At 65.3% G+C, this 14,711-nt stretch carries 19 protein-coding genes and 1 tRNA gene; 14 read left to right on the top strand and 6 right to left on the bottom strand.

What is annotated here, in order from left to right:
• On the bottom strand, positions 1-465 hold a 465-nt coding region (locus EAO80_RS14030), incomplete at its 3' end, for a carboxypeptidase-like regulatory domain-containing protein (RefSeq protein WP_162994019.1).
• A 321-nt stretch (positions 466-786) separates the two neighbouring features.
• Between EAO80_RS14030 and EAO80_RS14035 the strand changes: the two genes are divergently transcribed.
• Entirely contained in the window at positions 787-1,317 is a 531-nt protein-coding gene (locus tag EAO80_RS14035; RefSeq protein ID WP_122090504.1) for a 50S ribosomal protein L16, read from the top strand.
• Complete coding sequence (locus EAO80_RS14040; protein ID WP_122090505.1) at positions 1,318-2,166, top strand: ATP-grasp domain-containing protein; 849 nt, start codon at positions 1,318-1,320, stop codon at positions 2,164-2,166.
• Positions 2,167-2,475: 309 nt separating this feature from the next.
• Here EAO80_RS14040 and dps read toward each other — a convergent pair whose 3' ends face one another.
• The 4 genes from dps to EAO80_RS14060 form a co-directional block, all read right to left on the bottom strand.
• Complete coding sequence (gene dps, locus EAO80_RS14045; protein ID WP_122090506.1) at positions 2,476-3,099, bottom strand: DNA protection during starvation protein; 624 nt, start codon at positions 3,097-3,099, stop codon at positions 2,476-2,478.
• A gap of 106 nt (positions 3,100-3,205) precedes the next feature.
• Positions 3,206-3,652 carry a thiol-disulfide oxidoreductase DCC family protein gene (locus tag EAO80_RS14050; RefSeq protein ID WP_122090507.1) on the bottom strand — a complete coding sequence of 149 codons (447 nt, stop codon included), beginning with the start codon at positions 3,650-3,652 and terminating at the stop codon, positions 3,206-3,208.
• A 41-nt stretch (positions 3,653-3,693) separates the two neighbouring features.
• Positions 3,694-4,071, bottom strand: coding sequence for an Hsp20/alpha crystallin family protein (locus tag EAO80_RS14055; RefSeq protein WP_122090508.1), 378 nt, complete (start codon positions 4,069-4,071; stop codon positions 3,694-3,696).
• Positions 4,072-4,111: 40 nt separating this feature from the next.
• A complete protein-coding gene (locus tag EAO80_RS14060) occupies positions 4,112-5,164 on the bottom strand; it encodes a type II glyceraldehyde-3-phosphate dehydrogenase (RefSeq protein ID WP_122090509.1) in 1,053 nt (350 codons plus the stop codon).
• Positions 5,165-5,384: 220 nt separating this feature from the next.
• On the opposite strand from EAO80_RS14060, the gene gap reads away from it, so the two are divergent.
• From gap to EAO80_RS14110, 10 genes are all read left to right on the top strand, one after another.
• Entirely contained in the window at positions 5,385-6,437 is a 1,053-nt protein-coding gene (gap, locus tag EAO80_RS14065; protein WP_122090510.1) for a type I glyceraldehyde-3-phosphate dehydrogenase, read from the top strand.
• 38 nt (positions 6,438-6,475) lie between these two features.
• Positions 6,476-7,675, top strand: a complete 1,200-nt coding sequence (locus tag EAO80_RS14070) for a phosphoglycerate kinase (protein WP_122090511.1) — start codon at positions 6,476-6,478, stop codon at positions 7,673-7,675.
• 4 nt (positions 7,676-7,679) lie between these two features.
• The gene (locus tag EAO80_RS14075; RefSeq protein WP_122090512.1) at positions 7,680-8,609 is read left to right on the top strand and encodes a calcium/sodium antiporter; all 930 of its coding nucleotides are present in this window, start codon (positions 7,680-7,682) and stop codon (positions 8,607-8,609) included.
• A gap of 37 nt (positions 8,610-8,646) precedes the next feature.
• Positions 8,647-9,585 (top strand): aminopeptidase, encoded by a 939-nt coding sequence (locus EAO80_RS14080; protein WP_122090513.1) that lies wholly within the window; start codon positions 8,647-8,649, stop codon positions 9,583-9,585.
• A 41-nt stretch (positions 9,586-9,626) separates the two neighbouring features.
• Positions 9,627-10,274 carry an HVO_0476 family zinc finger protein gene (locus EAO80_RS14085; RefSeq protein WP_122090514.1) on the top strand — a complete coding sequence of 216 codons (648 nt, stop codon included), beginning with the start codon at positions 9,627-9,629 and terminating at the stop codon, positions 10,272-10,274.
• A 2-nt stretch (positions 10,275-10,276) separates the two neighbouring features.
• Positions 10,277-10,897: a protein-L-isoaspartate(D-aspartate) O-methyltransferase gene (locus EAO80_RS14090; RefSeq protein ID WP_122090515.1), complete on the top strand. Its 621-nt coding sequence runs from the start codon at positions 10,277-10,279 to the stop codon at positions 10,895-10,897.
• Between the two features lies 1 nt (position 10,898).
• Positions 10,899-11,834 carry a methyltransferase gene (locus EAO80_RS14095; RefSeq protein WP_245998629.1) on the top strand — a complete coding sequence of 312 codons (936 nt, stop codon included), beginning with the start codon at positions 10,899-10,901 and terminating at the stop codon, positions 11,832-11,834.
• 62 nt (positions 11,835-11,896) lie between these two features.
• On the top strand, positions 11,897-12,640 hold the full coding sequence (locus EAO80_RS14100; protein ID WP_122090516.1) for a protein-L-isoaspartate O-methyltransferase family protein: 744 nt from the start codon (positions 11,897-11,899) through the stop codon (positions 12,638-12,640).
• Positions 12,641-12,679: 39 nt separating this feature from the next.
• The gene (locus EAO80_RS14105) at positions 12,680-12,859 is read left to right on the top strand and encodes a hypothetical protein (RefSeq protein ID WP_122090517.1); all 180 of its coding nucleotides are present in this window, start codon (positions 12,680-12,682) and stop codon (positions 12,857-12,859) included.
• A gap of 56 nt (positions 12,860-12,915) precedes the next feature.
• Positions 12,916-13,287: a rhodanese-like domain-containing protein gene (locus EAO80_RS14110; protein ID WP_122090518.1), complete on the top strand. Its 372-nt coding sequence runs from the start codon at positions 12,916-12,918 to the stop codon at positions 13,285-13,287.
• Positions 13,288-13,366: 79 nt separating this feature from the next.
• Here EAO80_RS14110 and EAO80_RS14115 read toward each other — a convergent pair.
• Positions 13,367-13,439 (bottom strand) — tRNA-Asp (locus EAO80_RS14115).
• A gap of 278 nt (positions 13,440-13,717) precedes the next feature.
• Between EAO80_RS14115 and EAO80_RS14120 the strand changes: the two genes are divergently transcribed.
• Both EAO80_RS14120 and EAO80_RS14125 read left to right on the top strand, forming a co-directional pair.
• A complete protein-coding gene (locus EAO80_RS14120; RefSeq protein WP_122090519.1) occupies positions 13,718-13,942 on the top strand; it encodes a DNA-directed RNA polymerase subunit H in 225 nt (74 codons plus the stop codon).
• A partial coding sequence (locus tag EAO80_RS14125; protein WP_122090520.1) for a DNA-directed RNA polymerase subunit B'' occupies positions 13,942-14,711 on the top strand: 770 nt, incomplete at its 3' end. The genes EAO80_RS14120 and EAO80_RS14125, both read left to right, overlap by 1 nt.

Genomic DNA, 14,711 nt, shown 5'->3' on the forward strand with positions numbered 1-14,711 from the left:
AGTGTCGTTGCTGTCGTCAGTGTCGTTGCTGTCGTCAGTGTCGTTGCTGTCGTCAGTGTCGTTGCTGTCGTCAGTGTCGTTGCCGGCGTCGGTTTCGTTACCAGCGTCGTCACTTTCTTCGGTCAGATCAACAGAGATCTCACCGCTGTTTATGAGGTTTACGGACGCGGATAATGTGTAATCCTCGTATCCGTCAGCGGTGACTGTAACGTCTGTGATTTGATCATTGGCGACATCGCTAAAGGTAGCGATACCGTCATCATTAGTTTGTTCGTCGTTCTGTCCTATCGCAACGTTCGCGTCCGCGACGGGGTTCCCGTCGTCATCCGTGACGGTAACCGTAACCCCCACCTGTGCCGCCGCCGCGCCCGCAAACGCTGCGGACATGGCGAACACGGAGAGGACCATCAGGGTGGCAAGGAGTACCGCTTGTCCCTGCTCGCGTAGTGTGTGTTCTTGGTTCATGTTTCGTTTTGATCGATCGACATGCTTTCTCACCCGAAGAACCCATGGGGGCCACCGATTGGGAGATACTCGCGCTGCCATTGGGTAGGGGTGATAGAATTAGGTAGTGTACTTGTAATAAGTTTTGTGAGTTTAGTTACGAAATATTATGTGAATGGTCGACGTAGCCCCGCCAACAGGACGGACCCGCCGGCTGGCTCTCGTCCGGCAACGCTCTCTCGCGATGTCGGGTGTGACGGCGTACCGGCCGCTATCGGGGCGATCGCCCTCGCTTCGAAGGGGTTATGTGTCGTCTCGACCTGAGATCCGACAAGAGTATCCATGTCAGATAAACCCGCCTCGATGTACCGGGAGATCTCGAAACAGCCCTACACTCGACGCGAGTACATCACGGGCATCCCCGGATCGAAGATCGCACAGCACCGTATGGGAGACCGCGACCGCGACGCCGAGGACTGGCCCGTCCAGATCTCGTTGTACCTCGACGAGGAATGTCAGATCCGAAACGGCGCGCTGGAAGCCTCCCGGCTCGCGATGAATCGCTATTTGATCAAGGAACTGGGCGAGTTCAACTACGCCGCGATCCTCCGGAAGTTCCCCCACCACGTCATCCGCGAGAACAAGCAGGCGACCGGTGCGGGCGCGGACCGTGTTTCGGACGGGATGCGCCAGGCGTTCGGGAAGATCGTCGGTACCGCCGCTCGGATCGAGAACGGCGAGCGCGTCTTTACCATCTGGTGTGAGGTCGAGGACGCCCCCGTCGCCAAGGAAGCGTTCCGGCGCGCGTACAACAAAGTCTCGCCGCCGTGTACCATCCGCGTCGAGCGCGGCGAGGAACTGCTCGTCTCGTAAGTGCTCACGCTCGCGCTCTCGACGCGCGCGGAGACCTACGACCGACTCGATCGGGACCTCCCCGAGTACGGTATCGAGGTCCGTCACCTCGAAACGACCGGCCGAACCACGCTGATTTCTCCCGACACGACCCTCGCCGAGGAGGTCGACGTCGGTCTCGTCTTTCCCTCACGGCTCGTGGAAGGCGGCGTCGCCAGCGTGCTCGCCGACGTTCCGTGGGTCAACGACCGCGAAGCGATCGTGACCTCGCGGAACAAAGCCGAAGTGCTCGCCCGTCTCGCCCGCGCGGGTGTTCCAACTCCCGAGAGCGTCCTCGTCTCGAACCCGGTCGGGCAGGGGGAGCTTCGGGCGGTTTTCGAACGTTTCGACCCGCCAGTGGTGATTAAACCGAACTCCGCGACCCGCGGAACCGGTATCGCGCTCGCACACGATCTGGACTCGTTTCTCGGAATCTGTGATTACCTCTCGTTGATCCACGAGTTCCCCGCGACCGACGACAAATCGTTTCTCATCCAGGAGTACCTGCCCGAAGCCCGCGATTACCGTGCGATGATCGTCGACGGAGAGTACGTCGGCGCGGTCGAGCGTGAGGGGACCGGTTGGAAACACAACGTCCACGCGGGCGCACGTGCAACGGGTGTGGCACTTCCCGGCGATCTGCGGAGACTCGCGGAACGGGCCGCGAACGTCCTCGGGATCCCGTTTCTCGGCGTCGATCTGCTCGTTTCGGAGGGGCGGGCGGTCGTCTCGGAGACCAACGCCCGGCCGACCGTCGACGAGGCGACCAAGTACGAACCCGACTTCGACGACCGGCTTGCGAAACTGATCCACGCGCGTACACGGAACTGAGATCCGCCATGGTTGGGCGCACGGCGTGGCCCTGATCCCACCAGTGGCTTCGAGTACGGCCGCTCGCGGGACGACTACAGCCATTATTTCAACGGGATCCCGCGGGCGAGGTCGGCCCAGTCGCCAAACTCCACCTCTCCTCGGTCGGACTCCGGCGGTACGTCCGGCGAGTCGACTGGGAGCGGGTGATCCGAGTGACCGCATCGACGAGCAGGTCCCGCAGATTCACACGAACAGGTACGGGACGCTATCGAGTCGCTTCGATGAGATGCCGCGAAAAACGGAAAAACGGGGCCGGGTCGGACGCGCTCAGGCGCTGTCGTTGAACGTGTTGTTCTTCGAGAGGGGCGCCTCGCCGGGCTCACCGCGGACGAAGTGACCCGCCGGGTTGACCTCGCCGTCGCGCTCCATGCTGAGCAGCTCGATGAACCACGCCTCGTGGTCCATCTCCTCCTGGAGGATGCGCTGGGCCATGTCGTAGGTCCGGGGGTCACATCCCTGGGTCATGTCACAGACCTCACTCCAGGTACGGATCGCACAGCGTTCGGCCTCGAGGAGCACTTCGAGGATGTTCTCGGGCTGGGGGTCCTCGGGCAGTTCGGCATGCGGACAGCTCGCACGGTCCATGAAGTCGGTGATGTCCTCGGGGATCTTGCCGTCGAGTTCGTAGACCCGCGGCATCACGAGCTCGAAATGCGCGCGGTCCTCCAGTCGCGCGTCCTCGGTGATCTCCTTGTAGTCCTCGTTGCCCGCCAGATGCGTACGGAGGTTCGTGTAGTAGTAGTACGTCGAGAACTCCGCGCCGATCGCGTCGATCAGCGTCTCGCGGATCTCCTCGGGCTCACCGCCACGCTCCCGAATGACCTCCATACCAACGCGCTGACTGGTGTCGCCGGGCTGAACGCTACCGCTTCCGTGTTCTTTCTCACTCATGGTTTTCCCAATCGAACACAGGGTTTTCGTCCACTTAACTCTTGGTTCGGAATTGTCTATTATAGTTTTCTACTATGAAAATTTAATTTGATTTTCGCGAATCGGCTCAGCGTGAAGCGACGAGAGGCATGCTCTTCGCCCCCGCCGAAAGCGCGGGATAGCGGTCCTTTGCTGCCTCCGCGAGAGGATAGGTGTCGTGATAGGGATCGACGTCGCGGTCCCGTCCGACGACCGTTCCGATGGCGTCGGCGATCGATTCGTAGTTCTCGCCGACGATGTCCTGAATGAGCACCGGGAGGCCGGCCCGCTCACAGAGTTCGTTCGCGGCAGCACGGCCGGCGTAAACCCGTTTCTCATCGCTATCGACGAACACTAACGCGAAGGGCACCGCCTCGAACTGCGCGGCGAGAAAGTCCTGGGCGGGTTCGTCGTACCAGGGGATCGCACCGACCCCTCGGACCCGCCGCAGCGCCGAGGCGGCCGCAGAACAGAACGGACACTCGCCGTCGTAGATCAGTACGCCGTGATACGCCGGTGTTTCTCCATCGCCCATGACCGCCGATTGGGCTCGTGGCGGGTTAACCGTTTTCTCGGTCAGTCGACGTCGATCGCAGCCGAGCCATCCGCACGTGCGAGGACCACTTCGAGGATCCCGTTGTTGTAGGTCGCGCGCGCGGAGTGTTCGTCGACCTGTCCCGGAAGCGTCACCCGTTCGTCGTACTCCCGGCGGTCGTTCGCGGCGCTGATGGTCAGGGCTTTTCCGTCGCAGGTCAGCCCGATGTCCTCCTTTTCGACGCCGGGGAGGTCAGCGATCACCCGGATCTCCTCGTCGGTCTCGTGGATATCGACGTGCGTGTCGCTGCCGAACCCGGCGTCGTTGACCTCGACGCCGCCGCCCATCACGTCGTTCATCATCCGCTCGATCTCGCGGAAAATATCGTCGAACGGGTCGTTGCGGTCGTCGCGTCTCATACCTCCGATAGGCCCCCACGTGTCAAAAGGGTTTGTGGCGTCAGGGTGTCGGCGACGGCGCCGGAACCGACCGTGGGTCGGGCAGGCCGATTCCGAGGTGCTCGTCGGTCAGAGCCATGCTCTCTTCCTTGCCCGCGATCCCGGCCATTGCCCGGATCGCGTCGACGTTTTCGGGGATCACGTCGCTCTCCTGATGGATCGCCTGGAACATGTAGAGCTCGGAGCCCTCGACGTTGATCGACTCGCCCCAGACGCAGTTCTCCCAGAGGTCGCCGCGCGGCCGTCCCCGATCCCGTGCGAACTCCCGGAGCTTGCCGGTGCCATCGATCGCCATTCCCTCGTCCACGACGAAGATCCGCGATTCCTCCGCGAGCAGTTCGTGCACCGCTTGGTCGGTCGGCTCGCTCTCGAGTTCGATGTTTAGACTGTGCATATGCATCAGCGTCGCGGGGACCTTCAGCCCCATCGTATCGATCGAGAGGTCGGGAAAAATGGTGTTGACGTCGGGACCATGGTGGGAGGGCACGGCGATGGGATCGGGAAGGATGTCGTTGATCGGGCCCCGGCCCGTCTGGTCGGGATCGCCGCCGCGGCGGACCAGCGTCGCGCGGACCTTCTCGACGCCGTAGTTCTCCTCGAGGGGCGCGACGAGCCGCGAGAGCCCAGTCGTGTTACACGAGACGACGCGAACCGCGTCGGCCCCCTCCGCGTCCTCGAAGTTCGCGCGGGCGTTGAAGCTGGTGTCGACGAGGTCGTCGCTCTCCTTGCCCTGAACGATCGCCGGGACACCGGCGGCCTCGTAGCGCGTGAGGTTCTCAGCGCCGATCCCGCCGGGCGCCGCATCGACGATGACGTCACTTTCGGCGATCAGGTCGTCGCTGGTCCCCGCCACCTCATACCCCGCCGCGCGAAACGTTTCGACCCGATCGCCGATCGCCGAATAGAGTGGATAGTCCCGTTGTACCGCGCCGTCGGCACCGAAATCCGGACTCGCCTTCGCGACCCCACAGACCGTCATGTCCGGCTGGGCGGCAACCGCGTCCGCGACGCGCTTGCCGATGGTGCCGTACCCGTTGATTCCGACCTTGAGCATACACGTGGTCGTGGACCCTCGAAGGGAATAATATTTACGAGTTAATTGATAAGTAATTAACTCGGCGTCGAGTAACTCGTGGCTCCGTCGGCTTGGGGAGGGGCTAAGTGGTTGGACACGAACGGGATAGGAGCGCAGCGACGGGGCGCCAACTCGGTTATGCACCCCCTATTCGTCGATCGACGCAAGACTCTTGGCACATGCGCCCGATAACTCGAATATGAGTAAGAGCTTCGAGGACGAACCGGTGCGGGTGGGGCTGAACGGGTTCGGACGGATCGGCCGGAACGTCTTCCGGGCCGTCATCGACACCCCGGAGGTCGAACTGGTGGGGATCAACGACATCATGGACGTCGAGGACATGCGCTATCTCGCGAAGTACGACACAGTGCAGGGTCGTCTCGACGGGCTCGAACTCGACGGCGAGAGTCTCGTGTACGAGGACGATAAGATCCCGACGTTCAGTGAGAAGGACCCGACCCAGCTCCCATGGGACGAACTCGACGTCGACGTGGCCTTCGAGGCGACGGGAATCTTCCGCACGCGTGAAGACGCCGCTCAGCACCTCGAAGCCGGTGCGGACAAAGTGATCATCAGCGCGCCGCCGAAGGGCGACGAGCCGGTCACGACGATCGTTTACGGCGTCAACGAGGACGAATACGACGGCGACGACGTGCTCTCGAACGCCTCGTGTACGACCAACAGCGTCGCGCCGGTCGCGAAGGTGCTCGATGAGGAGTTCGGCATCGAGTCGGGCCTGCTGACCACCGTCCACGCCTACACCGGCACGCAGAACCTCGTCGACGGTCCCTCGGGCAAGACCCGCCGCGGCCGGGCCGCCGCCGAGAACATCATTCCGACCTCGACTGGCGCGGCTCAGTCGACCACCGAAGTCCTGCCGAACCTGGAGGGCAAGCTCGACGGAATGGCGATGCGCGTGCCCGTCCCGAACGGCTCGATTACCGACCTCACGGTCGATCTGGAGGCCGACGTCGGAGCGGAGGAGGTCAACGAGGCGTTCCGCAACGCCGCCGACGGTGATCTGGCGGGCGTGCTCGGTTACACCGACGACGAGATCGTCTCAAGAGATATCCTCGGGCTGCCCTTCTCCTCCTACGTCGACCTCGACTCGACGCTCTCGGTCGAGGGCGGGCAGGTCAAGGTGCTGACCTGGTACGACAACGAGTTCGGCTTCGCCAGCCGAATGCTCGACCTCGCGAAGTACGTCGTCGCACAGGACGAGGAGACGCGCACCGAGGAAGCGGCGGCGTAGGACCGGCCTTTATTATCACGGTCGACCACCCTTCGATCATGTTCAAGACGCTCGACGATCTGCCCGAGGAGGGGCGCCTGCTGGTCCGGATCGACGTCAACTCGCCGGTAGAGAACGGCGAGGTCCAGGACAACCGCCGGTTTTCGCGCCACGCAGAAACCCTGCGAGAGCTCGCCGACGATGGCTATACTCTCGGGGTTCTCGCCCACCAGGGCCGACCCGGTCGAGACACCTTCGTCTCGCTCGAACAGCACGCCGAGATCCTTTCGAGCCATCTCGAACGCGAGATCCAGTACGTTCCCGACACCTATGGAGAGGACGCTCTCGAAGCGATCCGGGACCTCTCCGGCGGCGAGATCCTCCTGCTCGAAAACGTCCGGATGATCGACGAGGAGCTCGCAGACCGCACGCCCGAGGCCCACGCGGACAGCGCGTTCGTCGAGACCCTTTCCGGGGAGTTCAACGCCTACGTCAACGACGCCTATTCGACAGCGCACCGGGGCCATGCCTCGATCGTCGGCTTCCCGCAGGTGATGGACGCCTACGCGGGCCGGGTCATGGAGGCCGAGTACGAGGCCAACTCCGCGATTCAGGAGCGGGAGTTCGACGGCCACGTCTCGATGGCCCTCGGAGGAACCAAGGCCGACGACCTCATTCACGTCATGGAGCGCGTCGACGACACCGTCGACACCTTCCTCATGGGCGGAATCGTCGGCGAACTGTTCCTCCGGGCGGCAGGCCACGACGTGGGTTACGACGTCGAAGATACCGATTTCTTCGACGAGCAGTGGGCAGAACAGGAGGACACCATTAGAGAGCTGCTCGACTCCTACGGGGATCGGATCCGGCTACCCGTCGACCTCGCCTACGAGGACGACGCGGGCGAACGCGCGGAGGTCGCCGTCGAGGGCGTCGAGAAGGGGACCTCCTTCCTCGACGTCGGATCGGAGACGGTCGGTGAGTACGAGGCGGTCGTCGCCGACAGCGAGGCGGTCTTCGTCAAAGGGGCCCTGGGCGTCTTCGAGGACGAGCGCTTCGCCGACGGTACCGTCGGAATCCTCGAAGCGATCGCCCGAACCGACTGTTTCTCGGTGGTCGGCGGGGGCGATACGTCGAGATCGATCGAGATCTATGGGATGGACGAGGGCGACTTCTCGCACGTCTCGATCGCGGGCGGGGCGTACGTCCGAGCGCTGACGGGCGAGTCGCTGGTCGCGATCGAGGCCCTGGAGGAATAGGCGAGTGGTCGTCGATCTCGCCGTCCCGGTCGCGCTGCTCGCGGGATCGGTGGTCGGCCTCTGGTTGGGTGCGCGGCTCTTCGTCGGGAGTGCGGCGTCGCTCGCCCGCCGGCTCGGGATCTCCGAGCTGGCGATCGGACTGACCGTCGTCGCCGTCGGTACCTCGCTGCCGGAGGTCGCCGTGACCGTCGAGGCCGCCCTCACGGGGGCCGGCGACATCGCGGTCGGGAACGTGATCGGGTCGAACGTGTTCAACCTCGCGTTGATCCTCGGGTTCCTCGCGCTGTTCGGTGCCATCACGATCCCCCGCTCGCTCGCCCGGCGCGACGGGATCGTCCTGTTCGGCGCGAGCGCGCTCGCCGCGCTCGCCCTCGTGGACCTGCGTCTCGGGCGACTCGAAGCCGCAGTGTTGGTGTTCGCGCTCGGGGGCTACCTGTTCTCGCTCGCGCGGGCCGGTGGGGCTCCGACGACGGAGGGCGAAGACGGGCCGTTTCGTGCCCGCGACCCGGTTCTCCTGGTCGCCGGGCTGGCGCTCGTGCTCGTAAGCGGTACCGTGTTGGTGGATGCGGCGGTCACCCTCGCGCGGGCAGCCGGGATCTCCGAGTGGGCGATCGGGGCAACCGTGGTCGCCGCGGGCACTTCGACGCCGGAGTTCGCCGTCTCGGTGCTCGCGCTCCGGCGCGGTCAGGTCGAGGTCTCGGTGGGCAACCTGCTCGGGAGCAACGTCTTCAACGCGTTGGGGGTCCTCGGGATCGCGGGGCTCGTCCGGCCGCTGACGATCGACCCCGCCGCCCTCTCGGAGCTGGGCTGGCTGCTCGTCGTCACCGGGTTCGTGACCGTCTCGCTGTGGAGCGGCCACCGCCTCTCCAGAGCGGAGGGTGGCGCGCTCGTCGGCTCCGAACTGGCGCGGTGGGCGCTCGGCTTCCTCCGGTGACCGCCACGACTAACCCCGCCCCGGACGACCATCCGGCATGGACCTCAGACCCGCCGCCGAGACGGCGATTCGGCAGTGTATGGACCTCCAGCCCGACGAGTCGTGTGCCATCGTTACCGACGACGAGCGCGAGCCCATCGGCGCGGCACTCTACGAGGTGGCCCGCGGAATCACCGACGACGCGGTCCTGCTCAGATACCCGCCGGGACCACAGCACGGTGCCGAGCCGCCCGAACCGATCGCCGCGGCGATGGCGAACGCCGACGTGGTGCTCGCGCCGACCTCGAAGAGCCTGAGCCACACTCGCGCGCGCGGCGCGGCGACCGACGCGGGCGCGCGGGCCGCCACGCTTCCGGGGATCACCGAGGAGGTATTCACGACGGGTCTGGACGCCGACTACGAGCGCATCCGCGAGGAGTGCGACCGGATGCTTGAACGGGTCGCCGGTGCCGAGGAGCTCCGCGTCACCTCCCCGCAGGGGACGGATATCACCTTCGAGCCCGGGAGCCGGGAGTGGCTCTCGGACACGGGAATCGTCCACGAGGCGGGCGGGTTCTCGAACTTACCAGCAGGAGAAGTGTTCGTCAGCCCCGAGAGCGCCGAGGGAACCTACGTCGTCGACGGGACGATGCACCCCCATGGACTGCTCGATGGCGAGATCGAGATCACGGTCGCGGACGGCTCCGTCACCTCGGTGAGCGATCCCGACGTTCGGGCCGAACTGGAGGAGGCCGAAGCGGAGGTCGGTCGGGACGCCTACAACCTCGCCGAGTTGGGGATCGGGACGAACCTCGCAGTTACGGAGCTCGTGGGAAGCGTCCTCCTAGACGAGAAGGCGGCCGGAACGGTCCATATCGCGATCGGGGACGACGCGGGGATCGGCGGCGACACCGACGCGCCGATCCACTCGGACGGGATTCTGCGCGAGCCGACCGTATACGCCGACGGTAAGGAGATCGAACTGCCACGGCCCTGAGCACAGACGACTTTTATAGCGCGATACACTATTCGTCTTCAATGAGCAACACAGCGAGTCAGGTGGCCCTGCCGTGTCCCTCGTGTTCGCCCGAGGAGCGGACGGTCCACGAGGTCCTGAAACCCGACGGGCAGGCGACCGTGCGGTGTACGGCCTGCGGGCACACCCACAAGACGAAGATCGAGGAGGAAAACGACGTGGAGATCGACGTGATCGTCTCACAGGACGGCGAGTCCTTCTCGGCGAACGCCGAGGTGCCCGAGGGCGAACAGTTGGCCGTCGGCGAGGAGTTCGTGCTGGACACCGAGGAGGCGATCATGCTCGTGCGGATCACGAGCGTCGAGGTCGGCGAGGAGCGCCGCGAGGAGAGCGCCCCGGTCGAGGAGATCGAAACGCTGTGGACCCGCGCGGTCGACAACGTCTCGGTCAACCTCACCGTCCACCCCAACGAGAAGCGCGAGGAGAGCCGCAGCGTCAAGCTCCAGGTGCCCGGCGACCACGAGTTCACGGTCGGCGACCGCGAGGAGATGGGCGACGAGGAGTTCGTGATCACGGGGATCCACGTCAAGCGCGACGCGACGGGCTACCACAAGTCGAAACTCGACTTCGAGGGCGACACCGTCCACGCGAAGGACGTCAAACGCCTGTTCGGCGAGGACGACTCGTCGACGGCGTGGTCGGTCTGGTAGGCATGTACGAGGACGAACGCGAGGCGCTCGCGGATCGGCTCGCCCGTCGCGAGGGGCTCTCCGAGCCGACGGTAGCGGCGATGAAGGCCGTGCCGCGCCACGAGTTCGTCCCCGACGCCGGCAGTGACGCCTACGCGGACCGGCCCCTACCCATCGGCGACGACCAGACCATCAGCGCGCCCCACATGGTCGCGATCATGACCGAGCTGCTCGACGCGGGGCCGGGCGACCGAGTACTGGAGATCGGTACCGGTTGTGGCTACCACGCCGCGGTCACCGCCGAGGTGGTGGGCGCAACCAACCTCTTCTCCGTCGAGTTCAGCTCCCGACTCGCCGAGCGGGCCCGCGAGACGTTGGAACGGATCGGCTACGGCGGGATCAGTATCGAAGAGGGTGACGGCCGCGAGGGCTGGCCCGAGGGCGCGCCCTACGACGCCGCCTACTTCACCTGTGCGGTCCCCGAGATCCCTGCGGCAGTGATCGCGCAGGTCACAGACGGCGGGACGGTCCTCGCGCCCGTCGGCGACGGTTCCCAGCGCCTCGTACGAGCACGCATCGAGGGCGGGACGATCGCCGAGCGAGAGACCCACGGCGCGGTCCGGTTCGTCACGATCCGGGGCTGATTTGTCGGCGGCACTCGACGAGACGGCATGGAGATGGACCACGAGGAGCGGCTCCTGCTCTGGGCCGCCCGCGAGACGGACGCTCGAGGCGCTGTTGACCGAGGCCGAGACTCCCGGCGACGTCGCAGACGCGACGGACGTCACCGAGCGGGCCGCCCGGATCGTCGTGCGGGCGCTCGCCGACGACGGCTATTTCGAGCGAGTCGACGGAGGCTACGAGCCGACCAACCGTGCGCTCGGCTTCCTCACCAAAACCGACGTCCGATCGATCGGCTCGGCACCGCACGCCATCGACACGCTCTCGCGGTGGTTCGCGCTCCCCGAGACGATGGAGACGGGCGAGGTGCCCGACCCGCCCGAGAACTGGACGCGGAACTTCATGGGCGCGATGGCGAGCGTCGATTCACAAACCGTGCGAGCGAGCGTCACGGCCGCCGAACACGCCCGACCGCGCCCCGACCGCGTGCTCGACGTCGGGGGCGGGCCCGGAACGTTCAGTAGGGAGTTCGCCCGTCGGGGTGCGGCGGTGACGCTGCTCGACCGGCCCGAGGTGCTCGAGGTCGTCTCGTCCCTGCTCGGGAACGAGCCGGTCGATCTCGTCTCGGGGGACGCGCTCGAGGAGCTCCCGTCGGGCTTCGACCTGGTCTTCTGCTCGCGGATCACCCACGTGTTCGGCCCGGAGGAGAACCGTCGGCTGTTCGGGAACTGCTACGACGCACTCGAACCGGGCGGCGCGATCGTCTGTACGGACTTCGTGCGCGGGCGCTCGCCGCGCGCGTCGACCTTCGCGGTGAACATGCTCGCCCAGACCGAACGCGGCGATACCTACACCGAGGAGCAGTACAGCGACTGGCTCCTCGAGGCGGGCTTCGAGGGGCCGGCGATCCGTGCGGTTCCGGGGACCGAGATGCAGGCAATCGTCGGCCACAAGGGGTAGTTTCGCCGGTCGGTTTCCCATCCAAGCGCGCGATTCATACCGCTCGATCACCCAGGGCGGGTATGGACCCCGCAGTCCTGCGCGAGGACATGGTCGACAGCCTCGAACACGAGGCCAAGGCCGCCCTCGACACCGAGCGCGTCGCGCTCGCGATGCGTGACGTTCCCCGCGAGCCGTTCGTCGGCGACGAGCGCGTCGCCTACGCCGACCGCGCCACCGAGATCGACGGCACGACCGTCCTCGCACCCAGCACCGCCGCCCGCCTGCTGGACGCACTCGACGCCCGCGAAGGCCACTCGATACTGGTCGTCGGCGCGGGCGTCGGCTACACCGCCGCGGTGCTCGCGGAGATCGCCGGCACCGAAAACGTCCACGCGGTCGACATCGACCGAAACATGGTCTACACCGCCCGCCGAAACCTCTCGGAGACGGGCTACGGGGGCGTGCTGGTCGATTGTCGCGACGGCTCGCGGGGCTTTCCCGAGTACGGCCCCTTCGACCGGATTCTGGTGGAAGCCGCCGCGATCCGCCCGCCCCGAGCACTGCTCGACCAGCTCGCCGAGGGGGGCCGCCTCGTCATGCCGATCGGTACGGGGGGCCAGACGCTCACCGTCCTCGATCCGGACGGCGCGGCCGTCGAGCGGATCTGTCCGGTCGCCTTTCGACCGCTGTTGGTCGAGGGTCAACAGCCCGGTCGACTCGAGCGCAATCGCACCGAACGCGAGGAGCGCGAGTTCGCCGAGCGCGACGCCCAGCGACGAACCGGCTGGGAGCGGGAGTGGATCGACTGGGAACGCGGTCGGTAGAGCCGGTAGCGATAAGTCCTCACCGTCAGATGGGTCGATATGGTCCGGTCACGGGGTGATCCGCGCGTGCTGTTCGTCATGAACCTCCTCCTCTCGGCGGCGTTCTGCTATCTCGTCCTCCAGGGCCTCGACTTCGTCGGCGTCGTCAGGTTCTCGTGGGTCCTGTTCGCGGGCACGACAGCCGTTTTGATGGCGATCACCCACCTCGTGACGCGGTGACCCGACAAAGCGCGCGGCCAGAAAGGACATCGTGGACCGGATGTAAACAGTACTATATGTCGGATGGTGATACAGGGGGCAAAGGCGTCGTCGATCACGGCCCCGAATCGTTTCGCGACGTCGTTGCTCGTCCGGCGGTCTACACGCTCGACGTTCACACGCCCGAACAGCGTCACATCGAGGGAACCGACGCGTTCGTTCCCTACGACGCTATCCACGAGCATCGGAATCTCTTACCCGAGGAGGACACCCCGATCGCGGTCTACTGTCGCAGCGACGGGATGAGCCGCGAGGTCACCGAGGTTCTTCTGGGGCTGGGCTACGAGGAGATTCACCACCTTGCGGGCGGGATCCGGGCGTGGAAGGAGGAGGGACTCTCGCTCTCGGAGCACCGATTCGGCGAACCGGGCGTTCGTGCCGACGTATAGAGAATTGAGTCGTCGGTTCCGAGTTCGGTCGTGCTCACGACGCGCTATCGCGGTTGCTCGTGGTTGAGATCAACAGAAGCGCCCGGAGCGGGATTTGAACCCGCGTCACGACCGTGACAGGGTCGTATGATGGGCCACTACACCATCCGGGCGAACGCATCTCCTCCTTTCCGACTTGCAGACTTAAGGCTTTCCAAACGACGGGACCGTGCGCCGGGTACCCAAAACACTCATTTTCGAGCCGCTCGTAGATGGGCTATCAGCCACGGACTCAGTCGAAGCTCGTCCGTCGCTTCCGTCCTCTTGGCGGCCCGGTGAGCCGTGGCCCCGGTTGTTTTGGCAACACTTAAATGCCTGCCCTTGTTACGTGCCTGTAGTATCTCGTGACAGCAGCTTCTCTCGCCAGCCAGCCGTCGGATAGACCACACACATGGACGTAAGCGAACACACACTGGTACCCGAGCACACACTCATCGACGAGGAGGACCTCGATGAGGTGCTCGAAGAGTACGACATCAAACGCACAGACCTACCGAAGATCAAACGCACCGACCCCGCGATCCCCGACGAGGCGGAGGTCGGTGACGTCGTGAAGATCGTCCGCGAGTCCCGGACGACCGACCGAGCCGTCGTTTACCGACTGGTGATCGACTAATGGATGGAACCGCCCGCCGCACGATTTCCGAGGAGTACTTCTCGAAGGAACGGCTCGCCGAACACCACTTCCGGTCGTTCAACGACTTCCTCAACCGGGGGATGCAGCAGGTCGTCGACGAGAAGGAGACCATCGACACCGACATCGGCGACAAGGAGGGCCAAGAGCCCGTCTACGTCGAACTCGGTGACGTCCGGGTCGTCACGCCCCGCGTTCGGGAGGCTGACGGGAGCGAGGAACTCCTCTATCCACAGGAGGCCCGCCTGCGAAACATCACCTACTCCGCGCCCGTCTTCATGGAGATGTCGATCGTCAAGGGCGGCGAGGAGGAAGAGGAGCGCGTCGTCGACACGACCGAAACCAAGGTCGGCCGGATGCCGATCATGGTCGGCTCCGATAAGTGTAACATCGCCGGCTTCTCCGACGAGGAGCTCATCGACATCGGCGAGGACCCCGCCGACCCCGGTGGCTACTTCCTGGTCAACGGTTCCGAGCGCGTCCTGATGACCAGCGAGGACCTCGCGCCCAACAAGATCCTCGCGGAGTACGACAGCAAGTACGGCGACGAGATCCAGGTCGCGAAGACCTTCTCCCAGCGCCGTGGCTACCGCGCCTTGGTGCTCTGCGAACGGGGCCGCGACGGCCTGCTCGAGGTCTCGTTCCCGAGCGTCTCGGGCTCGATCAACTTCGTCACGCTCGTCCGAGCACTCGGGCTCGAATCCGACGAGGAGATCGTCCACCGGGTCTCCGACGACCCCGAGATCGTGAA

Origin of the sequence: Halalkalicoccus subterraneus, assembly GCF_003697815.1 — an archaeon.
Taxonomy (GTDB): domain Archaea; phylum Halobacteriota; class Halobacteria; order Halobacteriales; family Halalkalicoccaceae; genus Halalkalicoccus; species Halalkalicoccus subterraneus.